Origin of the sequence: Brachyspira pilosicoli (assembly GCF_036997485.1) — a bacterium.
Classification (GTDB): domain Bacteria; phylum Spirochaetota; class Brachyspiria; order Brachyspirales; family Brachyspiraceae; genus Brachyspira; species Brachyspira pilosicoli_C.
Window position 1 is genome coordinate 678,065 of sequence record NZ_JAWLPU010000001.1, and the last position, 24,319, is coordinate 702,383.

Genomic DNA, 24,319 nt, shown 5'->3' on the forward strand with positions numbered 1-24,319 from the left:
TAAAATTAATGAATACTAAAAATTTTTATTTTATCAATTTTTTGTTGTTCTTTTTCCCGCCGCAAAAAGAACCAAAAAGTGCAAATATTCTAATTTTTTATGTTAGAAATATATATTAAATATTTATATTTTAGTTTCTATAAAAGTAAGACTTGTAAAAATGCCGTCTTTTTGCTTCTTTGGGTCACCAAAAGAAGTGGGGTGCGGGGCAAAGCCCTGCAGATATATTAATTTAAACAATTATCAAAAACTCTCGTTCGTTGCTATATATAAAATACCATCAGAATCAACTATATAAGCTTCTCTGTAATTATAATTTTCATTAGTGAAAAAATTAGTGCCCATAAGAAAAGCTGTTGTAGATAAAGCATCAGCCTCTTCTGCATTGGTGTGTACAATAGTAGCTGATATTGCATTATAAGTAGGATAACCTATTTTAGCATCTATTATATGATGATAATTAGTGCCGTTTTCTGTAAAAAATCTCTCATAATCTCCGCTTGTTACTATCGTATAATTTGTTGCCTGTATTAAAGCTAAATATCCATCTTCATCGTTTCTTGGGTTTCTTATTGCTATCACCCAAGGATTGCCTCTTGAGTTTACTCCATTAGCATAAGTATCTCCGCCGTAATCTATTAAATAGTTTTTTATATTATAATTTTTAAACACATCTATAAGTTTTGTAACAATATACCCCTTTCCATAAGAGCCAAAATCAAAAGTTAAATTATCCCTAAGCTCTATAAATTTCTTGCCGTTGTTAGTTATAATGCTTACCTTTGAATAATCTATTTTTTTTAATGCATTTTCAATTTCTTCTCTCTTTGGTACAGTTTGATTTTCTTTAACCCCAAACCCCCAAAGTTCAATTAATGGTCTCACACTTATATCAAAAGAAGGATTTATTTTAGAATATCTTAATCCTGTTTCAAATAAATGTGCCATATCTTCAGAAATTTCTACTCTGAGAACATCTTCTTTATTTTCTAAACTTTTTTTATTTATAATTGCTATTTCGCTATTTGTATTATATGGATTTAATATATTATCCATTCTATTAATTTCGTTTGTTATAGAAGCTACTAAATCATACATTTTTTTCTCTGTGGTTTGTGCTGTGATGTTTAATATAGTATCACTTATTGCTATTGTTGTAGATATATATTTTTCTTTATTTTTATAAACAAAAAGTGTAACAATTAATGCCGCTGCTACAACTAAAATTAATAGATAATATTTTTTCTTTGATGTCATAAAATTTTCTCTCTATGCTAATTATTCTTTTTAGTAAACTTATTATTAATAAACTTATTAAATTATAATATAGTTAAACAACCATGTTTTGTTAAAAACTAAATTTTTTATTTTTATAAATATATTGTCAACTTTTTCCCGCCGCAAAAAGTTGCAAAAAATGCAAATGTTTTAACTTAATATGTTATTATATATATAAAATTAAGATAATGCATATATCTTTTATTAATGATGCAGTTCTTCGCGAAGCGTATCCGTAGGATATAAGCTTCTTTTATACTAATACCATACCTAAAGGTACTTCCTTCGGTCGTACCGAGTAGGTGCCTATTGGCAAAAGAAGCGGGGTGTACCCTCAGGGCATGCTTCGCAGGGGGCAAAGCCCTGCAAATATTTTAAATTTAAAAACTAAATTTTTTTTAAATATAATAGTTTTTATATATATTAAAACTCTTCTATCTTCTTTGTAATAAAACTTATAATATTTTCTTTTGATACCTTTATAGGCTCATTGTCTTTTTCAAAATATATAAAGTTTCCATCTGCACTTCCTGCCACGCCAAAATCTGCATGTTTAGCCTCTCCAGGACCATTAACCACACAGCCCATTATAGCAATAGTGATATTTTTCTTTATATTTTGTACATGTTTCTCTATAAAACTAGCAACCTCCTCAACATTCACCTGACATCTTCCGCAAGTAGGGCATGATATTATCTCAACAGAAGGCTCTTTCCTCAAACCCAAAAACTTAAGAAGCATTTTTCCTGCCATTACTTCTTCAACAGGGTCCCCCGTAATAGAATATCTTATAGTATCCCCAATGCCCTGCATAAGCAAATACGACAAAGCACTTGTACTCTTAATCAAAGAACTTCTTAATGTGCCCGCCTCTGTAACACCTAAATGTATAGGATAATCAAATTTCTCTCTAAATAATGTATTTGCCTCTATTGTAGTTTTGATATCAGATGCTTTTAATGATACTTTTATATTTGTAAAGTTTAAGTCTTCCATTAATTTTATATGCTCAGAAGCACTTTTTACCATATTTTGAGCATTTACTTCCTTATATATAGCTCTGTCCAAACTTCCGCCATTAACGCCAACTCTTATAGTTAAATTTCTGTCTTTTGCCTCTTTTATAACCTCTTTTACTTTCTCTTTATCTTTTATATTACCGGGATTAAGCCTCAAAGCATCAATACCGCTTTTCATACTCTCTAAAGCAAGCCTATAATCAAAATGTATATCCGCTATTAAAGGAACTTTAGTTTGTTTTTTTATCTCTTTTATAGCTTGAGCAGCCTCCATATCAAGCACAGCAAGCCTTACAATATCAACACCTGCCTCTTCAAGAGATTTTAATTGCCAAACTGTCTCTTTAACATTTCTTGTATCAGTATTTGTCATAGATTGCACACTAACAGGATTTCCGCCTCCTATTAATATATTTCCAACATTAACTATCTTGCTCATCATTTCCCTCATAATAACTTTATGAATACTATATTTTATAACCTAATAAAGAAATTGTCAAAATATTTTGTATAATGTCTGATGTTCAGTTTGACCTTGATTTTTTGGTTTTTTAGTATATAATAATTTTAGGTATTTTTTAAATTTAGTAGAATAAATTACTATAAATAAATTAAAGGCTTAATTTAATAAATAATATGTATAAACTAAATAGTTATGTTGTTTACCCTATGTACGGAATATGTAAGGTTGTAGGCATATCAGACAATAAAGTAAATTCTTCCGTTGTAGAATGTTATATACTTGAATGTGAAGGTGAAAATATTACATTAAAAGTTCCTATAAATAGAGTTAAAGAATATCGTATACGTAAAATAATCTCTAAAGCTGAAGCTGAAAATTTTTTGAATTTATTGCAAACTAAACCCCATGATATAGAAAATAATTGGAAAATTCGCTATCAGGAAAATGAAGTAAAATTAAGAAGCGGTGAAATTGAAGATACTATAGAAGTAGCAAGAAGCTTGTTTACTAGAAATAAATTAAAAGAACTATCCGCAAGCGAAAAACGTTTATATGAAAAAGCATATATGTTTATAGTAAATGAAATCAGTATAGCTTTAAAAAAAGATAGAGACCAAATTGAAGATATAGTATCTAATGCATTAGAGAAATCAGCTAAAAAATTTAAAAATAAACCTGCTGAAAAAGAACTTATTAAACCAAATAAAACTATTAAGCCTGCCAAAAAAAAGAAAAAAGAAGAGTGAAATATTTGTTAATCTATTCTATAAAAAATGACTAATAAAAAATAACCAAATCCCTTTTGATTTTCAAGGAGAAATTGTTATGTGGAGAATAATTTATTTTGCTTGCTCTATTCTGGCACTCATATTTGATTATATTTATAACAAACTTTTTAATATAAACACGATTATATTTTTCACAGTTAGTTCTGTTATTATAGTATTGTTTGATTTATTTTTTATAAGAAAAAGGTCTTCAAAAACAACTTTGGTAATTTTTGTATCATTCTTCATTACATTAATAACTGTAATACTTACTCTAAACGTTATAAATATAATAGGAATCAATTTATCATTAAATAAAAAACTTATAATACTATTTATTGAAGGATATTTAACTTTTTCTGTAATTTCATCTTTTATACCAAATATATCAAACATACTAAAACTTACAAAAACAGATAAAATAAAAACAGCTAAAATATTAGATACTTCTGTAATAGTAGACGGAAGGGTATATGATATAGCAGAGAAAAAATTCTTTGACGGACTTTTAATACTTCCAGAGTTTGTAATAAAAGAAATACAATTTTTAAGCGATTCAAGAGACAATCAAAAAAGAATAAGAGGAAGAAGGGCATTAGAAATATTAAATAAAATGAAATCTTCAAAAAACATACTGCTTTCTGTAACAGATATAGATTTTCCAAACATCAAGGAAGTGGATTTAAAACTCATAGAGCTTGCCAAAAAAATGGACGCTAAAGTTATTACTAATGATTTTAACTTGATGAAGGTAGCTTCTATTCATGGAGTTGATATATTAAATATTAATGATTTAGCTAATTGTTTACAAGTAGTTGTGCTTCCTGGAGAGACTATAAAGATAGATTTGATAAGAGAGGGAAAAGATAAACAGGCATTAGGTTATTTAGAAGACGGCACTATGATAGTTGTAGATAATGCTAAACATTTAATAGGCAAAACTGTTGATATAGAAATAGATAATGTACTTCCTAAAGAGGCAGGAAGAGTAATATTTGCTTCTTTGGTGAGTAAACAAAATAATCAGCAAAACAACAAGAAAAAACAAAACCGAGAGCATAAATAATTTTTTATTGATTTTTTAACTTAGTTTTTAGATATATAATCAAGTTTTTTCATACATCTACGCACACCTAAAGGTGCTCAATTTTGTCGCCCTAAAGGACTCACTTATGTCGCAAAAAAGTGGGGCTTGCAAAACACGCATAGCGGTTGAAAACACACAAGATATCAAAATGAAAATACAACATTAATTTTTGACAAAATATAGTTGTTTAAGTATGCATTAAAAAATCAATCTTCGTAGGTTTTGGTGCTGTCATCTACATGTATTTTGTTTTTGTCATACACTATAGGAGCAATCTTTTCAAACAGTATAAACAATGGTGAAGAAAGTATTACTGTGAGCGGAAGACCTATAAATAATTCTGAGCGCATAAGCACAGCAACACTTGACAAATCTGCATATATTGCCATTACCAAAAATAAAGCAATAATCTTTATTAAATATCCAATTAAAGTAACAAATATTCCAGCTGCAATTTGTTTAATAAATATTCTGCTGTTAAAGAAGCCAACAACCAAACCAATATTAAGAAATATTATAGCATAAGAACCAAATGTAGAACTCGAAACAATATCCTGCATTATTCCTATAAAAAATCCGTATATTATTCCCTCAAAAGAACCGTATCTAAATGATAAAAATACTAAAAATATAAGAAGCAAATCAGGCTTAGCACCCAATGTTATTCTAATCAAATCATAAGCAGGGGAAGATTGTATTATTAAAAGGATTAATGAGCTTATTATAACAGTTATTACTCTTTTCATTTATTTGTAACTTCACCCTCTTCATATTCTTCATTAGCAAGCATAATAATTTCTCTGTCTGGAATCTTTTTTATCACATACACATTTTCTAAAGTTGAAAAATCAACTATAGGCTCAATATACAAATCGTGAAAGAGTCCATAATTCTTTTTCTCAACTTTAAACACATTTCCAACCAATATTCCGCTTGGGAAAACTCCTCCCATTCCGCTAGTATAAACTTTTTCACCCTCTTCAACATCAATCTGCAAATCAATATACTGCAAATGTGTTTGAGTGGAACGAGGATTCTGACCGCTCATAATACCAGTAGCCTTAGAACTCTCAAGCATAACAGATATTTGAGACCTTTCATCTATGAGAGATAAAACCCTACTATTATATTTTCTCACTTCTACAACCTTGCCAACAAGCCCCTTGTATCCGCTTTTATATGATATTACAGGCATACCCACAACAATACCATGAGCCCTTCCTTTGTTAATCACTATAGTGTTGTAGAAGTTTTGAGGGTCTTTTGAAACTATCTCAGCATATTCTAATGGATATTCATCAGTAGGTGCTTCATTTAATAATGCTCTTAATCTTGAGTTCTCCTGACGAAGCTGTTCATATTCTAAAGCTGTGCCGTTTAATTCTGCTATTCTATCTCTAAGTGCCTGAAGCTGACTTTGAAGTGTAAATATATCTGTAATGCTTGTATAAAGATAAACAAAAGCCTTTGATATATTTTGCGTAGCATTTTGCACAGGATATACACCAAGTGCATATATAGAACGCAAGTCAAAAACAAAATTACTCCTATTAAGAACCATAAATATTGACGCTATAAGACTAAGCGTAATATAAAGTATAAGTAATTTGTGTTTTAATATATTATTCACTTTTTAAGAAAATCTTCTATAATTTTTTAAATTTCTAGTCTCTTCTATAAACTTACCGCAGCCAATAGCCACACAAGTAAGAGGACTTTCAGCAAGTATAACAGGAACACCAGTCTCTATAGATATTAAATCTGTAAAGCCAGGAAGTAAAGAAGTACCGCCACTCATAACAATACCTCTCTCAACAATATCAGCAGCTATCTCTGGAGGTGTTTGATTAAGCACATATTTTACAGCCTCCAATATCTCAAGCAATATATCAGATATAGCATCTTTTACTTCAGCACTGTTAATAGTTAAAGTTTTAGGAAGACCAGATACAGAATCTCTTCCTCTTATGTCCATAGTCTTAGATATATCACCCTTATAAGCATGCCCAATATTAATCTTAATCTCTTCAGCAGTTTTTTCACCAATATATAAGTTGTGGGTTCTTTGCATATATTTGATAATAGCATCATCAAGCTCATCGCCGCCCACACGTATAGAAGCACTGCGTACCATACTACCAAGTGAAAGTACAGCAACCTCAGTAGTACCGCCGCCTATCTCTATAATCATATTACCATGAGGTTCATTAATAGGCATGTCCGCTCCAATTGCAGCAGCCCTCGCCTGCTCTATTAAAAATATAGTTCTCGCTCCCGCCTGCTCGCAGCTTTCACGTACAGCACGCCTCTCAACTTCTGTAATGCCTGTAGGAATACCTATTGCAATCCTCGGTTTTACCAAAGTTTTTTTATTGTGAACTTTATTGATAAAATATCTTATCATCTTTTCAACAGTTTCAAAATCTGCAATAACTCCGTCTCTCATAGGTCTTATAGCAGCTATAGAATTTGGTACTTTACCAAGCATTCTTTTAGCCTCATTACCAACAGCTATAACATTCCCCGTGCTTTTCTCTATAGCAACCACAGAAGGCTCTGCTAAAACAATCCCCTCTCCCTTAACATAAACTAAAGTGTTTGCAGTACCTAAATCTATTCCCATATCACTTGAGAACATATTATACAACCAACTAAACATATATACTATAATCTCCTTAATGCGTCCCTAGCGGGTTTATAGTTATTATCTATTTTTAATGCTTCTCTAAACATAGCAATCGCTTCATTAATTCGCTTTGTTTTTCTAAATAATTCCCCTATACTATAATATAAATCAGGATTTTTGTCATCTAATAATAATGCTTTTTTGTAAAAAAATTCGCTTTCTTTATACAAGCCCTGCCTATAATATAAATCCCCAAGCTTAGAATATGATTTCGCTTCCAACTTATAATCATTATTAAACTTGCCGTCTATATAAGAAAGTATTTGTATTGCTTTGGTGTAGTTTTTATTTCCCTCATAAGCAATAGCAAGCTCATAATATAATTCTAAATTCAAAAACTCTTTATTATTCTCTGTATCTCTTTTTATAGCATATTCTAAATTCTCTATCGCCTCTTCGTAGTAACCAATCCTATAACATATCTTAGCAAGCTCTATAACAGTAGATACCCTATTATCGCCATTTTTTATAGCCTCTAAATAAGAATTATAAGCATCTATATAGTAAGAACTTCCAAGTCTCTGAAACCCATAAGCTAATCTCTGATATATTATGTATTTATTTTTTATAAACTTTGAAGTTAATAACATTTGCTTTGCATATTTAGTAATATTTTCACTTGCTGTTGTTATAACATCTCTATCTGTAGTTATTAGAAGAATATTATAATATAAATCAATACCCGCCATTAATATATTTTTATTTAACGGCTTTCGGCTATGAAGGTCTTTAAATATAAAAGAAGCATTATCATAATCTTCTAAAGCTATATAATCATAAATATATCTAATTCTCTTTTTTTCTATATAATTTGAAATAAATAAATAAGACAATATAACCGTTAAAATAATACCTGCCAAAGTTGCAATAATGATTCTTGCATTAATTTTTCTTTCAACATCGTATAAATAAGGCATATTAATTATTATTGATTATTATTTGTAGAACCGTATAAATTAAGTATAGTTTCTTTAGGGTTAGTTTTAGGGTCAGGTGATACTATACAAACACCCTCAAGTATAACGCCATTTTGTATGATAAGTTCAGGAGTACGAATCTCGCCAAGAACTCTGCTTGTAGGCATAAGCATTACTCTATTTTTTGCCTCAATATTCCCTATCACTATTCCTTCTATAACTGCTGAATTAGTTTTAATATTAGATTTTACCTTTCCGCTGTTTCCTACTGTAAGGCTGTCAACTTCAAGATTATCTCCTTCATAACAACCATCTATTCTTAAACTGCCATTAAGTGTAAACTCGCCTCTAAAATATGAACCTTCACCTATTATAGAATTTGATTCTGATATTTCATTTTTTCTAAACATTAAAATACCTCCTCGCTTTTGGTATATACAATCGAATTATCTATATTATTAAATTTAAATTTCGTATCAAGTCCGAATAAAGACTCGCTATGACCTATAAATAAAAATCCATGCTTATTTAATATATCATAAAATCTATTAACAGTCAATTTAACAGACTCATTATCAAAATATATAAGTACATTCCTGCAAAAAACAACATCTATATTTAAATATTTGCTGTTCGGATTAATAAGATTATGATATTCAAAACTAACCATGCTCTTTATTTCATCTTTAACTTTATATTTATTATTAGGAAGCTCATCAAAATATTTAGATAAATACTCAGCACTTATATTAGAAACTTTATCCTTATCATAAATCCCTTTCTTAGCAACCTCCAAAGACTGCATAGAAATATCCGTAGCATATATTTTAACATTTGATGAATATATCTTCGGAGTCTCTAAACATGTCATCGCTATAGAATATGGCTCCTCCCCTGTAGAACAACCAGAACTCCATATATATATATTATCCGAATATCTTTTATTATTTAATATGATAGGCAGAACTTTATTTTTTAATAGCTCAAAATTGCTCTCTGTTCTAAAAAATTTGGTAAGGTTTGTAGTGATATTATCTAAAAATAATTTTAATTCATTTTTATCATTTGAAATAAGATGAAAATAATCTCCTACATTAAGAATATTTCTCTCTTTCATAGAAGACTGTATTCTTGATTCTAATATTACCTGATTGATAAGATTAAACCGAATCCCGCTTTTATTATATATAAACTCCTTGAATAATTCTAAATATTCTTCATTTAAACTGCTACTATTCAAATTAATGATACCGTATTTTATTAAATCATTTCTTGTCTAGAACCATTTTTATACGCTCTAAAACTTTTTTTCTATCCAAAGGCTTAGTAATATAATTTTTAGCACCAGCAAGAAGTGCCTTCTTAACCATATCTTCTTTACCTAAAGCACTAACCATAACAACTTTAGCATTTTTATCAAACTCTATTATTTTTGTAAGAGCTGTAATACCGTCCATTTTTGGCATAGTGATGTCCATAGTAACCAAATCAGGCTTTAGTTCCTTATACATCATAACACCCTCTTCTCCATTTTCTGCTGTGCCTACTACTGTATACTGCTCTGATACTAATATCTGCTGCAATTGTTTTACTACAAAAGCTGAATCATCTACCAATAAGACTCTAAAAGATTTACCAAATTCATTTATTCCATCTGCTGCTTTTTTATTTATATCAGACATATTATATTACTCCTTAAAAACTCTAAAAGATATTATCGTATTAGAACTTATTATAATTTAAATTAAAATTATATCAGTATATATTGTCATACATTTTTACATGTGTCTATTTTATCAAAATAATAATTTTTTGCAAGTAAAGATTTACATTTACATTATTATTTTAATAAAATATTAATAACTTTATTAAAAAATATTATATATATGTATAAAAAATAATACTAAAAATACTAATATACACTTTCTTGTACTTATATATCTAATTTTTTATAAGAAAAATTAGATATATAAACCTTTATACAACGAAAAACATATTAATATTCACAATAAATACATTAAACAATAAAATAACTAAATGATTTTAGCTCTTTATAAAGATAATAATTATCTCGTATTTTTATTAACTTTAAATTAATTTAATTTGCTATTTTTTTACTAATAAAATATAATGCTTAAACTAATATCAATATTAAAAATATATTATAATTAGAGGATTTATATTTATGGACGTTAATGATTTAAGAAAAGGCGATGCTATTATATTAGACGGCGAAACTTACTTAGTAATAGATGCTCACTTTCATAGAGCTCAGCAGAGAAAAGCTAATGTAAGAACTAAATTAAAAAATATGATTAAAGGCAACATGGTTGAAAAAACTTTTGCTTCTACTGAAACCGTTGAAGAGGCTGATATTGCATACAAAAAAGCTCAATACCTATATAACGAAGGAAATGAGTATATATTCATGATACTTGATAACTATGAACAAGTACATGTTAATGAAGATATACTCGGAGATAACAAATACTATCTATTAGATAATAGTGAAGTTGATTTGCAATATATAAACGATGAAGTTACAGCTATAAGGTTTCCTATACATGTGATTTTAGAAGTTACATATACAGAGCCCGGTTTTAAAGGAGATACTACAGGAAGTACTTTAAAGCCTGCTAAATTAGAAACTGGAATAGAAGTTAATGTACCATTATTCATAAATATTGGAGATAAAATTAAAGTAGATACTAGAGATGATAGCTACGTTGAACGCGTAAATAAATAATATGCTATATATAGCTTCTATAATATTAGCTTTATTCTTATTCATAATCATTTTTACTGTAAAAGTAAATATATTAATATATATAGCAGTAGCCTTATTTATAATTCATATAATACTTACAAAGTCTTTATATAAAACTATAAAAAGGCTATTGCATCTTATACCTTACTTTTTAGCTGTATTCATTATTCAAGGATTAAACTCAAGAGGAGAATATTATAAAATATTAGGTTTCTACATAGATAAAGTGGGAGCCAATTTTACAATAATATACTTCATTAGAATATTAAGTTTATTATATTTCTTATCTATATTTTTTATTCTTATAAAGAAAATTAAAATACCAAATGGAATATTTTTTGATGAAATGATAAGAATTAATATATTTATGAATATAGTAAAAAAATCATTTTTTTTGGAGTTTAAAAAAATAAGAGATAAAAATAAAACTTTTAAAGAAAAAATAAATTTAATTAAAAAACTATTAGAAAATGTTTATAGAGATTCTTTTAAGAGATATCCATACGACAACTTTATTGATAATTATAGGAAATATCAAAATATAAAAACTCATTGACCTCCAAATAAAAATTGAGCACAATTACTGCATAAATGATTTTTAAGTAAAACAGCTACAACAATAGTATCTTCTCTGTTTTCAGTCATAAATATGCCGTTATTATTTTTGTAATATTTATATTTTAACATCTTATTTTTGCCGTCTTTCAATTCCACATTAATAGAAATATAGTTCTCTTTAAAATTATTGTTTACCATATTCTTATATTTAGGCTTTATTCTAATATGCAAACTCGATATAGAATGCACATTAATAGTTATGGTATTATCATTGATGTTAAAATAGGCTTCAAATATATGATAATAATCTGTATCGCCTTCAATACATTTTGGAGGAACTATTGCATATATCATATAAAAACTCCTTATATATTAATAATAATAAAAATTTATATTCTGTCAATTTTTACATTTTTGTGAATATAATTATTATTTTTATGTAATTTTATTATTATTTCATAAGCAAACAATATCTAAAATCAACATAAAATATTTATTTAACTTACAAGAAGCCAAATTACATCTAATTAAAAAAACAATATAATATACATGCATAAAACTTATACTATTTTATATGTTTTAATAATTATTAAAACAATTTATAGTTCATCTTTTACATAAATTTATACAAAAACCATTAAAAGTTTGAAAACAAATTATTTATAATATATACTAAAATAATAATTAAGATAATCATTTTTAAAAAGAGAATAAAATGCCAAATAATAACAATCAACATCAAAAGCCATTAATGGAAGAACTTTACAAAGAAGAATTAGAAATATTAAAAAGCAGAGATAAAAACCTAAAGCCAAAAAATTGGAAACTATCCCCTCAAGCTGTGAGAGATTTTATACTTGGCAAAGAGTTTGAAGACGGAACGATTATTAAAAAGAAGTTTTACGGAGACGATGCTTTAGTTGAAAGGGCAATAATAACTTTAGCAGGCAACAGAGGCTTAATGCTTGTAGGAGAACCGGGAACTGCAAAAACAATGCTAAGCGAACTATTATCTGCAGCTATAAGCGGAAACAGCACTATCACAATACAAGGAACTGCAGGAACTAATGAAGATAATATAAAATATTCTTGGAACTATGCTTTGCTATTTGCCAAAGGTCCTGTTGATGAAGCATTAATCCCTTCACCTATTTATACAGGTATGAGCAATGGATTTATAACAAGATTTGAAGAGATTACAAGATGCCCTATTGAAATACAAGACTCTTTAATAAGTATATTAAGTGATAAGATAATGAATATACCAGAACAAAATAGAGTATTATTTGCAAATGCTGGTTTTAATGTAATAGCTACGGCAAATACAAGAGATAAGGGTATTAATGAAATGAGCAGTGCTTTGAAGAGAAGATTTAATTTTGAAACTGTTGAACCTATAAAAGATATAAAATTAGAATCTGAAATAATAACTAATCAATGCGAAAGTTTATTTGAGCTTGCTAATATTGATATAAATATAGATTATGATGTGGTTAATGTACTTGCCACTACTTTTAATGAACTTAGAAACGGAATAAGCGAGGATAATACCAAACTTCAGGAGCTTAATTCTATAATGAGTACAGCTGAGGCGGTATCAGTTTATTATCAGTCGGCACTTCATTCATACTATTATGCCGATGGAAATATTAATATGTCTACAGTAGTAGAAAATCTTATTGGAAGCGTTGCAAAAGAAAACAGAGATGATATATCAAAACTTAGGCACTATTTTAATAATGCTGTAAAAATAAAAGCACAAAAATTCGGCCGCAGATGGCAGGAATATTATGAGAGCAGGAATATTATTAAATAATTGAGTTTATATATAAAACTATATTCTAAGCTTTTATTTTAGGCTAAAAAATGCAGCCTTTTTGGTTCTTTGTGGCACGCCGCAAGGGCACTTCCTTCGGTCGCAAAAGAACTGGGGTGCGGGGCAAAGCCCTGCAAACAAAAAACTCAAAAATATTTTCACAAACTACTAAATATTTACTATATGCACAAAAAATAATATTTAATTTAAACAATAAACATACTTTTTCCGAGTATTAATACAGTAAAATTAATTTTTATTATGATGAGTAAATATGGCTATAATAGAGTTTAAACTACCAACAAAAATAAAATTCGGCGTTGATTCTATAGAATCTCTTCAGGAAACCATCAAACAATATGGCGGAAGAGTTGTTATAGTAACAGATGGAAATTCTTTTAATCAAATAGGCGTAATAGATAAAATCGTTAGTAAATTAGAAGATAGTCTAATGAATGTTATGGTTTACTCTAAGGTTAATTCAAACTCAAACAGTGATGAATCGGATATTATAGCCAATTTAATAAGATACAGCAAAGCTGAATGCATAGTTGCTATAGGAGGCTTTAAAGTACAAAATATAGCTAAAGGAGCTTCTGTTGTAGTTACTAATAGCGGTGAAGCTTCAGATTATGTATCAGGGCAGACTGTATATCATAAACCATTTCCATTAATATCTGTGCCTACAATACTCGGGTCTCTATCAGAGATTACTACAGGAATGTATTTAGTAGATAAATATGACGGAATATGCAAAGAATCAACAGATAAAAATATATATGTTAGTGATTGTATAATAGACCCTGCATTATATACAACAGTGCCTGTAAAATATTCTATAAGCAGTGCTTTAAGTGTATTTGCCATGGCTTTTGATTTGTATATGAGTACTACTATAAATGAAATTAATGCTCCTATTATTAAAAATGCTATGAAGGTTAGTATAAAAGGACTAAGTAAGCTTATATTAGACAGCTCAAATGTAGACAATATATCAAATATAGCTATGGCTAATATGATGTGTGCTATGGCTGCCTCTAATGCCAATCTTGGTGCTTCAAGGGCTTTATCTATTGCTATTAATAATATGTATAATGTTAATAAATCTATTATTGCTTCAATGCTTCTTCCGCATATTATGGAATATTATATACCTGTTGTACCTGATAAATATACTATACTTGCAGACTTCATTAATGGAGTTGACCCAGAAATGACTCCTTTTGAAATAGCAAGCCAAAGCGGTGAATATATTAAAAAGCTTCTTCATGACCTAAACTTGCCTCGAAGACTTAATGAAATAAATATAGACAGAAGTAAATTTAATGATGTTGCAGGTATAGCTCTAACTTATAGCGGTATGGACAAGTTGCCAAAACCTATGGCTCATGATGCTATTACAACAATATTAGACCAAGCTTATTAAAAATCAAATAATAAAAATTTTAATCATCACTCTTAGGTGAATATTTATGCGGGTGTTTGTGAAGATAGTCTATTAATTTTTTATTAGGCTTATAATTACTTACAGAAGGAAGCTCTTTATATTCTAAAAGTGTAGTATTATATTTCTCTGCATATTTATTGTATGCAAGACATAATAAATATTCCAAATCAATAGTATCAAGCAAATTATAATGTATGAGAGAATCTATTGCTGTTTCATCTTTAGTGTCTAAGTAATAATTCCAAAGCAAAACGGCGGTATAGCCATTAACACCAAGCATATCGTCTCCCCTATCAATGCCGACATCTTTCTCTATTTTTTTTAATCCGCCGGTATATCCCAAATCCTTTAACACAAAACGTAAATCTATCTGAGCGCATTTTATTTTTGTATTAAAATACCTCTCCAAAAATGGTATATCAAAACAAGAACCATTAAAAGTAACAACAATGGAATAATTTTTTATGTAATCTAAAAAATCTCTTTCATTTTTGCCATGAACAAATACCTGCATATCCTTGCCGTCATAACATCCTATCACTGTAACATAAGACTTTGCAGGCTTCATACCTGTAGTTTCTATATCCAAAAAAACAACCCTATCCATAAACATAGGATAAAGTCTATATAATATTTGATTTGGAAACTTCTTTAAAAAATAATCATAATTTTTTGAGTTTAAATTATATATAGATTTTGGAAGCTCATCTTTTAAAGCTTCTCTTATAGAATTAGGCATAGCATAATAATTAATATTTTTTATTACACTTTGCCAATCTGTTAAACCTTCTTCCCAGAGTAAAGCTTCTTTTTTAGGACCAATACCGCTTATATGCTGATAAGTATTAGTAATTAAATCTATTATATTATTTTCTTTTCCATTTAACGCCATTTGGTGTATCCATTATCTCTATTCCCATACTGTTAAGCTCATCTCTTATCTCATCTGCTCTTTTATAATTCTTCTCTTTTTTAGCTAAAGTACGTTCTTCTATGAGTTTATTAATTTTCTCTTCATCTTCGCTTTCTATTTCTTTTTCACCATTCATATTAAAACAATTTATTATATTATTTACTCTATCTATAAACTTCATTATAGCATCTCTTGAACTAACATTAATAGAATCAAAAGAAATATTTATGCTCTTTATAAAACTAAAAAATACTCCCAAAGCCTCAGAAACATTTAAATCATCATAAATAGATTCAAAGAAATTTTTATTAGCCTCTTCAAGTTCTTTCATTACAGCACTATCATCAGCATCAGTTTTATTAATGTCTTTGAGTCTAAATATAAGGTCATTAACTCTGTCTATTGCACTTTGAGATTGATTAATGCCTTCTATAGTAAAGTTTAATTGTTTTCTGTAATGAGAGTTCATAAGCGAATATCTTATAGCCTCAGCAGATAAACCTTTATTAAGCAAATCTCTAAGAGTATAGAAATTTCCTTTAGATTTTGACATCTTCTCACCATCAACAATTAAATGCTCGCAGTGAAGCCAATAGTTAACAAACTTCTCATTAAAAGCAGCCTCATTCTGTGCTATTTCATTTTCATGATGAGGAAATTTATTATCAACTCCTCCCGTATGTATATCAAAATGCTTGCCCAAATATTTACAGCTCATAGCAGAACATTCTATATGCCAGCCGGGTCTGCCTTTTCCAAAAGGAGAATCCCAATAAACATCGCCGTCTTCTTCTGTATATGCTTTCCAAAGTACAAAGTCGCTTGCATTTTCTTTATCATATTCATCGCTTGAAACTCTTCCTGAAGCTCCCTCTTTTAATTCCTGCTTATCAAGGTTAGCTAATTCACCATACTCTGGAAATGTGCTTATTTTAAAATATATAGAACCATCTGCCTCATAAGTATGACCATTTTTTTCTAAAAGTTGTATGATATCTATCATCTCTTTTATATGCTCTGTAGCAGAAGGGTTTACTGTTGCAGGTTTTATCCTCAAAGTTTTTATATCTTCAAAAAAAGCCTCTTTATATTTTTTTGTATATTCATTTAATGATATATGATTTTCTTTTGAGTTTCTTATGGTTTTATCATCAACATCTGTTAAGTTCATTACTAACTTTACATTATATCCATAATCTTCTAAAACTCTTCTTACTAAATCACTAAATATATAAGCTCTAAAATTACCAATATGAGCATAATTATAAACAGTAGGTCCGCAAGAATACATTCCCACTTCTTTATCATTCATAGGTTTAAACTCTTCTTTTTGCCTCGTTAATGAATTATAAAATTTAATCATAAAAAATTATTTCCTTAAAGAAAAATACATTTCACAAAAATATTTCTAACATTTTACTTAAAAGACTCTATTTGTCAAGGTTTTTATAGGGTATTTTTACAAACTTATATAATTTCAATAATTGAAACAATACTGTCAAATTAAGAAAAAATCCAATTTTTGCTCTTGACTTTTTTTATAGCCTATTATAAAATAGAATAATCAAAACAAATAAAAATATAGGGGCCAGTAGCTCAGTCGGTTAGAGCAGATGACTCATAATCATCGGGTCCGGGGTTCAAGTCCCTGCTGGCCCACTTATTTCCCCTTAAAAATCACTAAATCTCACATATTAGCAAAGAAAAATGGTAAAACAAAACATATAATTAAAAACCATACTAAATAAACATAAATAAATATCATATTCTTAGTATTGTCTATACATATATCTTTCATCACAATACACTCTTCAAATGAAATCTTAAATGTTTTTACAACGTTAATCGCAATGTAAATAAGATGCGCTAAAAATAATATACAATTTATTAAAAGTATAAACTTACTCATAGAAAAACCATAAGCTATTATCCTATACAAAACACTGCTAAATACAATCAAATCCAATAACGATATAGAAATTACTGATAAACAATATATTATCTTAGTTAATATAGTAGCCTTTTTATCTAATCTTGTAAAAAAAAGATTTATCATCATAAGAGAAAGTGCTATATTATAAACTACAAAACTAACTGTATTTGTATAAGGTCTAAGCTCTGCAGATAATAATAAAATAAAAAATATAAATATAATTATCAAGCTAAATATCATAATCATTCTTGATAAATATATTGATATAATAGACTTAGTTTTTTTGTATAAGAAATAAGATACAAATAAAGATAGGCTATACAAAAATATTATTAAAGAAATGGCAATTTTTGCAAATATAAATCCAGCCTCATCATAAGAATAAATTAATGAAGCTAAAGAAGCACCCACTATAAAAATAGAAAAATACGCTATTGAAATTAAAACGCTGCTTGCAGTATTAATGATAAAAAGCCAAGAGAGAGTTTCACCAACCATAGTAAAAAACTCAGCTATATTTTGTGTATCTTTCAAATTAAAATTAATATAAGAAATAATCATTATAATAAAAAATATAAAAGGCACAAATACTAAATTATTTATAATGATATAAAAATCTTCAGAATCATACGGCGGCATTGCAACATAATTAAAAATGAAATGAAAAGAAAATAGCAAAAGGCTTATTAGCAAAAATGATAAAAAGCTCATCAGTATTATTTTAATTCTTAATACATCTGTATGAAATAATATACTAAAGCAAAATAAATAAAAAAATAAAAATGGATAGCCTTTTATAATAAATAAAAGTAAAGTTTCTGATTCTATTATATCAATACTAAAAAGATATATGTATAACGGCACATTTGAAAATAGTATTGCAAATATACTAAGTAATATTTTTAAGTTTTTATTTAGAGTGATGTCAGTATTTATTATATTTAAAATTTTTTTATACATTGTTTCCATAGACAAATATATTATATTATAAACAAAAAAATTCAATTGATAATATTTTTAGTATATTAATAAAAATTTTTAAGTTTATCAATCTTGAGTTTTTCAATAAAATAAAAATTGAAAAAATTCAATCACTTTACTATATTTAAAAAAACTCTATATTATGATATATTATTTATAACTTAAAACAAAAAACAATTTAAGGAATAATGCTATGATTGGTAGTTTGTCTATAAAAAAAATAAAATCAGAAAGTTTAATTCTTATATCTTTAATAGCTGTAAGTATAATATCTCCTATTGCTGTACACTTTGTAGGACTTAAAGGCACAGAATTTCTTCCTATATTTTTTGCTTTATCTATAGGCACTTTTATTTTAAACCCAATTTACTTAATAGCTCTTTCAATATTCTCACCAATTTTAAACTATTTAATATTTCAAATGCCGAATATACCTGTTTTGTATTTTTTAATGTTTGAAGGAATAGTTTATTCTTTGCTAATATCAGCTATTAAACATTTTTTTAAAAATAGTAATTATGTTATTGTGTTATCTATTCTATCTTTTATTGCATCAAGATTTTCATCTATTTTGCTTTTAAATATTTTTAATTATGATATGTGGTTTAATTCTTTAATTAATAGCTATAAAGGAATAATTCTAAACTCTATCTATATAGCTTTAACATATATTATAATAAATAAAAAAAGGTAATAAATATTTTTAAACCATACAAAACTTTTTATTTAAATGATATAAAATGCTCAGCACTTGGAGATTTAGATTTAGAGCTTGGAGATGAACTTAGAGCATTTAAAAAAGGCAATATAAATAATACTCCTCTAATATTTGAAAGTTTTTTTAATTGCTATAAATATTTAAATATAAATTTTGATTTGCTTTTATATGTGCCGTCAAATAAAAATAATAATGTTATGAATTTTTTTGCTGACACCATATCAAAAACACTCAATATAAAAAAATCTGATGATATTCTATTAAATAAAAACATAAAAGAGCAAAAATTTTTAGAAACATTAAAAGAAAGAGAAGATAATATAAAAGATGCATTCACCATCAAAAATATAGAAAATCTTCAAAACAAAAGACTTCTTATTATAGATGATGTTTATGCATCAGGAGCTACATTAAAAGAGCTTATAAAATTATTAAAAGAATATAATTTAAATAGCAGTATAGAAATAATAGTATTTTGTTATAGAAACCATTATTTATAATTTAATTCATGAGCATAAGCCATTTTAAACATAGAAGCTTCATCAAACTGCTTAGCTATAAACTGTATACCTATAGGCATATTATTTTTATCATAACCGCAAGGCACACTCATAGCAGGAAGACCAACTAAGTTAATGTTTGAAGCATAACTATCTGCTAAGAAACCTAAAGCACTGTCTGTTTGGTCTCTTGTACCTAAAAGACCTGCAGTTATAGGTGAAGTAGGAGATATTATGATATCAACATTTTTGAATGCATTGTCGAAGTCCATTTGCATTAACTTTCTCACCTTTAGGGCATGCTGATAATGGCTGTAGAAGAATTTTTTACCAGTCATTAAAGTACCAAATAATATTCTTGCTCTAGTTTCAAAAGCAAGCCCCGCACTTCTTGAAGCATAATAATATTCATCTAAATTAAAATCGCCTTTAGGGTGATAACCATATCTTATACCGTCATATCTACCCATATTAGAAGCAACCTCAACCGCCATAACCGCAGTATAAACCCTTGAACCATATTTAGCATTAGGCAAAGATATATCTACTATCTCAGCACCCTGAGCTTTAAGATTATCTATAGCCTTCATTACATTCTCTCTCACTTCATTATTTAACAAATCAGTTTCATAATACTCTTTAGCAAGGCCAATTCTCATGCCCTTAACATTTCCGTCTAATAAAGAATTATAATCAGGTACAGGTATGTTTAAAGTAGTAGATTCTTTAGGGTCAAAACCAGCAATAATCTTAGTCATTAAAGCAGCATCTTTAACATCTTTAGCAAGAGGACCAACTTGGTCTAAACTGCTCGCCATAGCCACACATCCAAGTCTTGGAACTCTTCCATAAGTAGGCTTAACCCCAACTATACCGCAGAAAGAAGCAGGCTGTCTGATAGAACCGCCTGTATCGCTTCCTAAAGCACCAAAAGCAAAATTAGCAGCAACCGCAGCAGCAGAACCGCCTGAAGAACCGCCTGGAACATGCTTTCTATTAACAGGGTTTCTTGTAATTCCATAATTAGAAGTTTCTGTAGTACCGCCCATGGCAAACTCGTCCATGTTAGTTCTTCCTATTATAATAGCACCATTGTCTATTAATCTCTGAACTGTAGGAGCTGTGTATGGAGCTTTGTAGCCTTCAAGCATCTTTGAAGAAGCTGTCATTAAATGGTCTTTATAACATAAATTATCTTTAATAGCTAAAGGAACTCCAAGAAGAGGTAAGTCTTCACCTTTATTAATTCTCTCTTGTGCTTTTTTTGCTTGTTCTATTGCTTCATCTTTAAAAATTTCTAAATAAGCATATATTTTATCTTCTCTTTTATCATCTTCTTCTATTTTCTTTATAATAGATTCTGTTAAACTAACAGCATCTATTTCTTTATTTTTTAATTTCTCTCTTATTTGAATTATACTCAATTCATTTAAATCCATTGTAGGAAACCTCTTAAATAAATAATAAATTTTGAGTTTCATTATATCATATATATATTTTTTTGCAAAAACTATACACAATAAAATATTTGAATTGTTATTTAAGTGTTTAATAACCCTTAAATAATTTTCTAATCAATGTATTTAACAATTTTTTTATTTTTTATAAATATTTAGTAGCAATTATATTCTATACTCATTTTAGAGAAATATGTGAAAGGCTTAATTTTTAAACAAAACATATTTAAAGGATTAATAAAAATATAATATAAAATAGGGTATAATATTTTATTTATACCCTATTTCATAATTATTACTTATTTAATTCTAAATATTCTTGATAAGAATCACTTTTTTCATTAATTTTAGCAATACCAAATCCTGTAAATCCCCAAATTATAGCAAATATAACACCTGTGTAACACAATACAGCCCAAGGAGCATACTGAGCGGTAGCAACACCTAATGTAGAAGACATATACACACCAGCCAAAGACCAAGGAACTAATGGCTCTACAACTGTAATACTGTCTTCCAAAGAGCGGGAAAGATTTTTGCTTTCCAAACCTCTTTTAATATATTCACCTCTGAATAAACTTCCTATCATTAAGAAAGTAACAGATGCTTCACCTATAACAGTAATTACTAATACTCCAAGCAAAATAGTTAAAGTAATTAATTTACCAGTGCTGTCAATATGTTTCATAATAGATGAAATTACAACTTCCAAACTTCCAGATATTGTAAGAGCACCTATAAAAGAGAAAGCACAAAAAGCCATTAAAGCACTATTCATCATAGATGACATACCACCTCTTTGTAAAAGATTAGGTACTTCTTTTACCAAAGAATTTATATCTACTTCAGGATTTACAAACATATCCATTTTAAACCCATTAACCATACTATTAGCACAAGCTGAAATAGAAAAACCTTGTATAAAAATAGCTATAAGAACAGCAACTAAAGATGATATCATCATAACAGGAATAGTTGGTTTTTTTAGAAGTGAGCCGGCAATTACTATAACTGGAGGAATAAGTAAAATTAAACCAACAGGCATAGTTAAATTAAATAATTGAGATAAAGAACTTATAATAACATTTATTTGTTCTATTTGACCAGAACTAGAAAAATGAAAACCTGCTACTAAATATACTATACAACTTACTATAAAACCAGGAACTGTAGTATACAACATGTGACCTATATGCTGATATAAATTTGTATTTGTGGCTATAGCTGACATATTAGTACTATCAGAAAGAGGAGACATTTTGTCGCCAAAATATGCTCCGGCAACTATTGCTCCAGCCACAGCAGGTAATGGAGCTCCCATTCCAGCTGCTACACTAATCAATGCAGCACCAACAGTTCCTGCAGAACCCCAAGAAGTTCCTGTACTTACAGATAATATTACTGTAACTAAAAATGAAGTTATAATAATAAACTTAGGGTTAATAATTTTAAGACCTATATAAACCAAATATGGTATTGTACCGCTTATTACCCAAGCTCCTATCATCAAGCCAACAGATATTAAAATCATAATAGCAGGAAAAGCTCTTGCTAATTTAGCAATAATTTCTTCTTCTATATCTTTCCATGTATATCCTAATTTGAGAGATATACAAATTGTAAAAGCAGCACATAAAATTAATAATATTTTAATATCTATATGCAATACTAAAAGACCTACTATTAAAACTATAAACATAAAAATTAAAGGCAGTAAAGCCAAAAAAAGCGTAGGCTTTTTTCTTTGTTTTGTAGTATCCATAATTAAATCATCTCCTAAATTATATGAAATTATATTTTATTTAAAGCTTGCTTCAAATCATTTATTAAAATTTCAGCACCTTCCAAACCGCAATGAAGCCTTACTATGTTTCTGCTTAGTTCATGGAATTTTAATTCTTCTTCTGACCAATTATATGTAAATGCTATAGCTAAACTTTCAAAACCTCCCCAAGAGCATCCCTTCTCAAATACTTTTAGGTTATCTACAAAAGTTTCAACATTTTTAACATCTCCATCTATTTCAATACTTAGTAAACCGCACTCACCTTTTTGCTGTTTTCTTGCCAATTCATATTGAGGATGAGACGGCAAGCCAGTATAAAATACTTTTTTTACTTTTGGATGTCCCTCTAAAAATTTTGCAACTTCCATTGCTGTTTCATAGTGTCTTTGCATTCTCAAATCTAATGTTCTTAACCCCCTAATAGCCAACCATGCTTCCATAGGACCCATAACACTGCCAAACCAATCTCTTTGAACCATAAGTCTTTTCATTAACTCATCATCTTTAGAAACTAAAACTCCTCCTATCAAATCACTATGACCTCCTATATATTTAGTCATAGTATGCATAACTATATCTATACCCATATCTAATGGTTTTTGGAAAATAGGTGTTGAATAGGTATTATCTATATATGTCTTTATATTATGTTTTTTTGCTATTTCAGATACTTTCACTAAATCTACAACATTACAAACTAATGTTGATGGACTTTCTAAAATAATCATATCTGTATTTTCTTTTATTGCATCTTCAAATTCTTTTGGGTCTTTTCCAACCACATAAGTTACTTCTATATTCATTTTATCTTTTAAAAAGTCATTTAAAAGATGCTGAACAGGACCATAACTTTCTCTTATACATATTATATGGCTTCCTGTTTTACATACGGCAAATATAGCTGCTGAACAAGCCGCCATACCGGCAGAAAAAACAACTGCTCTGCTGCCATGCTCTAATGCCGCTATTTTCTTCTCCAAAATATTAACTGTTGGATTAGAAGCTCTTCCATAATAAAATTGATCTTTAAATATATCTACATCAAAATATTCTTTAACTGTATTAAAAACATGTAAAGAATTCATAAAAACAGGCGGAACAACTGCTTTCATATATTGTTCTGGATTTTCTCCAAGATGTGTCATAGTAAAAAGATCTTCATTTTTTGAGTCCATTGATTCCATAACAAACCTCATCAAAATTTTATTTATATTCTGTTAGTATAT

At 28.3% G+C, this 24,319-nt stretch carries 24 protein-coding genes and 1 tRNA gene; 9 read left to right on the top strand and 16 right to left on the bottom strand.

Annotation, left to right across the window (positions count from 1 at the left end; all coding sequences use genetic code 11):
- Nucleotides 1–243: 243 nt before the first annotated feature.
- Together R4I97_RS02975 and ispG are read right to left on the bottom strand one after the other, a co-directional pair.
- On the bottom strand, nucleotides 244–1,257 hold the full coding sequence (locus R4I97_RS02975) for an FAD:protein FMN transferase (RefSeq protein WP_335783618.1): 1,014 nt from the start codon (nucleotides 1,255–1,257) through the stop codon (nucleotides 244–246).
- A 444-nt stretch (nucleotides 1,258–1,701) separates the two neighbouring features.
- Entirely contained in the window at nucleotides 1,702–2,739 is a 1,038-nt protein-coding gene (gene ispG, locus R4I97_RS02980; protein ID WP_335783619.1) for a flavodoxin-dependent (E)-4-hydroxy-3-methylbut-2-enyl-diphosphate synthase, read from the bottom strand.
- Nucleotides 2,740–2,933: 194 nt separating this feature from the next.
- On the opposite strand from ispG, the gene R4I97_RS02985 reads away from it, so the two are divergent.
- Both R4I97_RS02985 and R4I97_RS02990 read left to right on the top strand, forming a co-directional pair.
- Nucleotides 2,934–3,506: a CarD family transcriptional regulator gene (locus R4I97_RS02985; protein ID WP_335783620.1), complete on the top strand. Its 573-nt coding sequence runs from the start codon at nucleotides 2,934–2,936 to the stop codon at nucleotides 3,504–3,506.
- Nucleotides 3,507–3,585: 79 nt separating this feature from the next.
- Nucleotides 3,586–4,593 carry a PIN/TRAM domain-containing protein gene (locus R4I97_RS02990; protein ID WP_335783621.1) on the top strand — a complete coding sequence of 336 codons (1,008 nt, stop codon included), beginning with the start codon at nucleotides 3,586–3,588 and terminating at the stop codon, nucleotides 4,591–4,593.
- A 227-nt stretch (nucleotides 4,594–4,820) separates the two neighbouring features.
- Here the strand turns inward: R4I97_RS02990 and mreD are convergent, their stop codons facing one another.
- From mreD to R4I97_RS03025, 7 genes are read right to left on the bottom strand one after another with little or no spacing between them, the layout of a single operon-like run.
- Nucleotides 4,821–5,360, bottom strand: coding sequence for a rod shape-determining protein MreD (mreD, locus tag R4I97_RS02995; RefSeq protein WP_335783622.1), 540 nt, complete (start codon nucleotides 5,358–5,360; stop codon nucleotides 4,821–4,823).
- Nucleotides 5,357–6,235, bottom strand: coding sequence for a rod shape-determining protein MreC (mreC, locus tag R4I97_RS03000; RefSeq protein ID WP_420535687.1), 879 nt, complete (start codon nucleotides 6,233–6,235; stop codon nucleotides 5,357–5,359). Before mreC ends, mreD begins: the two co-directional genes overlap by 4 nt.
- A gap of 12 nt (nucleotides 6,236–6,247) precedes the next feature.
- A complete protein-coding gene (locus tag R4I97_RS03005; RefSeq protein ID WP_014933928.1) occupies nucleotides 6,248–7,273 on the bottom strand; it encodes a rod shape-determining protein in 1,026 nt (341 codons plus the stop codon).
- Nucleotides 7,274–7,278: 5 nt separating this feature from the next.
- Nucleotides 7,279–8,217 carry a tetratricopeptide repeat protein gene (locus R4I97_RS03010; RefSeq protein ID WP_335783623.1) on the bottom strand — a complete coding sequence of 313 codons (939 nt, stop codon included), beginning with the start codon at nucleotides 8,215–8,217 and terminating at the stop codon, nucleotides 7,279–7,281.
- 8 nt (nucleotides 8,218–8,225) lie between these two features.
- Nucleotides 8,226–8,627, bottom strand: a complete 402-nt coding sequence (locus R4I97_RS03015; protein WP_335783624.1) for a polymer-forming cytoskeletal protein — start codon at nucleotides 8,625–8,627, stop codon at nucleotides 8,226–8,228.
- On the bottom strand, nucleotides 8,627–9,457 hold the full coding sequence (locus tag R4I97_RS03020; RefSeq protein ID WP_335783625.1) for a protein-glutamate O-methyltransferase CheR: 831 nt from the start codon (nucleotides 9,455–9,457) through the stop codon (nucleotides 8,627–8,629). Before R4I97_RS03020 ends, R4I97_RS03015 begins: the two co-directional genes overlap by 1 nt.
- 25 nt (nucleotides 9,458–9,482) lie before the next feature.
- Complete coding sequence (locus R4I97_RS03025) at nucleotides 9,483–9,899, bottom strand: response regulator (protein ID WP_147731789.1); 417 nt, start codon at nucleotides 9,897–9,899, stop codon at nucleotides 9,483–9,485.
- Nucleotides 9,900–10,402: 503 nt separating this feature from the next.
- On the opposite strand from R4I97_RS03025, the gene efp reads away from it, so the two are divergent.
- Together efp and R4I97_RS03035 are read left to right on the top strand one after the other, a co-directional pair.
- Nucleotides 10,403–10,963: an elongation factor P gene (gene efp, locus R4I97_RS03030; RefSeq protein WP_297285258.1), complete on the top strand. Its 561-nt coding sequence runs from the start codon at nucleotides 10,403–10,405 to the stop codon at nucleotides 10,961–10,963.
- A 1-nt stretch (nucleotide 10,964) separates the two neighbouring features.
- A complete protein-coding gene (locus R4I97_RS03035; RefSeq protein WP_335783626.1) occupies nucleotides 10,965–11,540 on the top strand; it encodes a hypothetical protein in 576 nt (191 codons plus the stop codon).
- On the opposite strand, the gene R4I97_RS03040 is transcribed toward R4I97_RS03035, so the two are convergent.
- Nucleotides 11,534–11,896 (bottom strand): hypothetical protein, encoded by a 363-nt coding sequence (locus R4I97_RS03040; protein WP_335783627.1) that lies wholly within the window; start codon nucleotides 11,894–11,896, stop codon nucleotides 11,534–11,536. The genes R4I97_RS03035 and R4I97_RS03040 overlap by 7 nt on opposite strands.
- A 361-nt stretch (nucleotides 11,897–12,257) precedes the next feature.
- On the opposite strand from R4I97_RS03040, the gene R4I97_RS03045 reads away from it, so the two are divergent.
- Together R4I97_RS03045 and R4I97_RS03050 are read left to right on the top strand one after the other, a co-directional pair.
- Nucleotides 12,258–13,358: an AAA family ATPase gene (locus tag R4I97_RS03045; RefSeq protein ID WP_335783628.1), complete on the top strand. Its 1,101-nt coding sequence runs from the start codon at nucleotides 12,258–12,260 to the stop codon at nucleotides 13,356–13,358.
- A gap of 274 nt (nucleotides 13,359–13,632) precedes the next feature.
- The gene (locus R4I97_RS03050) at nucleotides 13,633–14,784 is read left to right on the top strand and encodes an iron-containing alcohol dehydrogenase (RefSeq protein WP_335783629.1); all 1,152 of its coding nucleotides are present in this window, start codon (nucleotides 13,633–13,635) and stop codon (nucleotides 14,782–14,784) included.
- 19 nt (nucleotides 14,785–14,803) lie between these two features.
- Here the strand turns inward: R4I97_RS03050 and R4I97_RS03055 are convergent, their stop codons facing one another.
- Together R4I97_RS03055 and cysS are read right to left on the bottom strand one after the other, a co-directional pair.
- Nucleotides 14,804–15,697 (bottom strand): ribonuclease H-like domain-containing protein, encoded by an 894-nt coding sequence (locus R4I97_RS03055; protein ID WP_335783630.1) that lies wholly within the window; start codon nucleotides 15,695–15,697, stop codon nucleotides 14,804–14,806.
- Nucleotides 15,672–17,081: a cysteine--tRNA ligase gene (gene cysS, locus R4I97_RS03060; protein ID WP_335783631.1), complete on the bottom strand. Its 1,410-nt coding sequence runs from the start codon at nucleotides 17,079–17,081 to the stop codon at nucleotides 15,672–15,674. The genes R4I97_RS03055 and cysS overlap by 26 nt, the downstream gene beginning before the upstream one ends.
- A 222-nt stretch (nucleotides 17,082–17,303) precedes the next feature.
- Between cysS and R4I97_RS03065 the strand changes: the two genes are divergently transcribed.
- Nucleotides 17,304–17,377: transfer RNA gene (locus R4I97_RS03065), tRNA-Ile, on the top strand.
- 28 nt (nucleotides 17,378–17,405) lie between these two features.
- Here the strand turns inward: R4I97_RS03065 and R4I97_RS03070 are convergent.
- Complete coding sequence (locus R4I97_RS03070) at nucleotides 17,406–18,611, bottom strand: hypothetical protein (RefSeq protein ID WP_335783632.1); 1,206 nt, start codon at nucleotides 18,609–18,611, stop codon at nucleotides 17,406–17,408.
- Nucleotides 18,612–18,825: 214 nt separating this feature from the next.
- Between R4I97_RS03070 and R4I97_RS03075 the strand changes: the two genes are divergently transcribed.
- A complete protein-coding gene (locus R4I97_RS03075; RefSeq protein WP_335783633.1) occupies nucleotides 18,826–19,326 on the top strand; it encodes a hypothetical protein in 501 nt (166 codons plus the stop codon).
- A gap of 41 nt (nucleotides 19,327–19,367) precedes the next feature.
- On the top strand, nucleotides 19,368–19,850 hold the full coding sequence (locus R4I97_RS03080) for a ComF family protein (RefSeq protein ID WP_335784056.1): 483 nt from the start codon (nucleotides 19,368–19,370) through the stop codon (nucleotides 19,848–19,850).
- Here R4I97_RS03080 and gatA read toward each other — a convergent pair.
- The 3 genes from gatA to R4I97_RS03095 all read right to left on the bottom strand — a co-directional run bounded on the left by gatA (nucleotide 19,841) and on the right by R4I97_RS03095 (nucleotide 24,277).
- Complete coding sequence (gatA, locus tag R4I97_RS03085) at nucleotides 19,841–21,289, bottom strand: Asp-tRNA(Asn)/Glu-tRNA(Gln) amidotransferase subunit GatA (protein ID WP_335783634.1); 1,449 nt, start codon at nucleotides 21,287–21,289, stop codon at nucleotides 19,841–19,843. The genes R4I97_RS03080 and gatA overlap by 10 nt on opposite strands.
- Nucleotides 21,290–21,602: 313 nt before the next feature.
- Nucleotides 21,603–23,069, bottom strand: coding sequence for a Na+/H+ antiporter NhaC (nhaC, locus tag R4I97_RS03090; protein ID WP_335783635.1), 1,467 nt, complete (start codon nucleotides 23,067–23,069; stop codon nucleotides 21,603–21,605).
- A gap of 29 nt (nucleotides 23,070–23,098) precedes the next feature.
- Complete coding sequence (locus R4I97_RS03095) at nucleotides 23,099–24,277, bottom strand: PLP-dependent aspartate aminotransferase family protein (protein WP_335783636.1); 1,179 nt, start codon at nucleotides 24,275–24,277, stop codon at nucleotides 23,099–23,101.
- Between the last annotated feature and the right edge of the window lie 42 nt (nucleotides 24,278–24,319).

Excerpts from the sequence above, each read along its gene's own strand:
- cysS (WP_335783631.1), bottom strand. The coding sequence starts at position 17,081 with ATGATTAAATTTTATAATTCATTAACGAGGCAAAAAGAAGAGTTTAAA.
- R4I97_RS03035 (WP_335783626.1), top strand. The coding sequence starts at position 10,965 with ATGCTATATATAGCTTCTATAATATTAGCTTTATTCTTATTCATAATC.
- R4I97_RS02985 (WP_335783620.1), top strand. The coding sequence starts at position 2,934 with ATGTATAAACTAAATAGTTATGTTGTTTACCCTATGTACGGAATATGT.
- R4I97_RS03005 (WP_014933928.1), bottom strand. The coding sequence starts at position 7,273 with ATGTTTAGTTGGTTGTATAATATGTTCTCAAGTGATATGGGAATAGAT.
- R4I97_RS03095 (WP_335783636.1), bottom strand. The coding sequence starts at position 24,277 with ATGGAATCAATGGACTCAAAAAATGAAGATCTTTTTACTATGACACAT.
- R4I97_RS02975 (WP_335783618.1), bottom strand. The coding sequence starts at position 1,257 with ATGACATCAAAGAAAAAATATTATCTATTAATTTTAGTTGTAGCAGCG.
- R4I97_RS03055 (WP_335783630.1), bottom strand. The coding sequence starts at position 15,697 with ATGGCGTTAAATGGAAAAGAAAATAATATAATAGATTTAATTACTAAT.
- R4I97_RS03025 (WP_147731789.1), bottom strand. The coding sequence starts at position 9,899 with ATGTCTGATATAAATAAAAAAGCAGCAGATGGAATAAATGAATTTGGT.
- R4I97_RS02990 (WP_335783621.1), top strand. The coding sequence starts at position 3,586 with ATGTGGAGAATAATTTATTTTGCTTGCTCTATTCTGGCACTCATATTT.
- gatA (WP_335783634.1), bottom strand. The coding sequence starts at position 21,289 with ATGGATTTAAATGAATTGAGTATAATTCAAATAAGAGAGAAATTAAAA.
- efp (WP_297285258.1), top strand. The coding sequence starts at position 10,403 with ATGGACGTTAATGATTTAAGAAAAGGCGATGCTATTATATTAGACGGC.
- mreD (WP_335783622.1), bottom strand. The coding sequence starts at position 5,360 with ATGAAAAGAGTAATAACTGTTATAATAAGCTCATTAATCCTTTTAATA.
- R4I97_RS03070 (WP_335783632.1), bottom strand. The coding sequence starts at position 18,611 with ATGTATAAAAAAATTTTAAATATAATAAATACTGACATCACTCTAAAT.
- R4I97_RS03075 (WP_335783633.1), top strand. The coding sequence starts at position 18,826 with ATGATTGGTAGTTTGTCTATAAAAAAAATAAAATCAGAAAGTTTAATT.
- R4I97_RS03010 (WP_335783623.1), bottom strand. The coding sequence starts at position 8,217 with ATGCCTTATTTATACGATGTTGAAAGAAAAATTAATGCAAGAATCATT.
- R4I97_RS03040 (WP_335783627.1), bottom strand. The coding sequence starts at position 11,896 with ATGATATATGCAATAGTTCCTCCAAAATGTATTGAAGGCGATACAGAT.
- R4I97_RS03015 (WP_335783624.1), bottom strand. The coding sequence starts at position 8,627 with ATGTTTAGAAAAAATGAAATATCAGAATCAAATTCTATAATAGGTGAA.
- ispG (WP_335783619.1), bottom strand. The coding sequence starts at position 2,739 with ATGATGAGCAAGATAGTTAATGTTGGAAATATATTAATAGGAGGCGGA.
- nhaC (WP_335783635.1), bottom strand. The coding sequence starts at position 23,069 with ATGGATACTACAAAACAAAGAAAAAAGCCTACGCTTTTTTTGGCTTTA.
- R4I97_RS03050 (WP_335783629.1), top strand. The coding sequence starts at position 13,633 with ATGGCTATAATAGAGTTTAAACTACCAACAAAAATAAAATTCGGCGTT.
- R4I97_RS03045 (WP_335783628.1), top strand. The coding sequence starts at position 12,258 with ATGCCAAATAATAACAATCAACATCAAAAGCCATTAATGGAAGAACTT.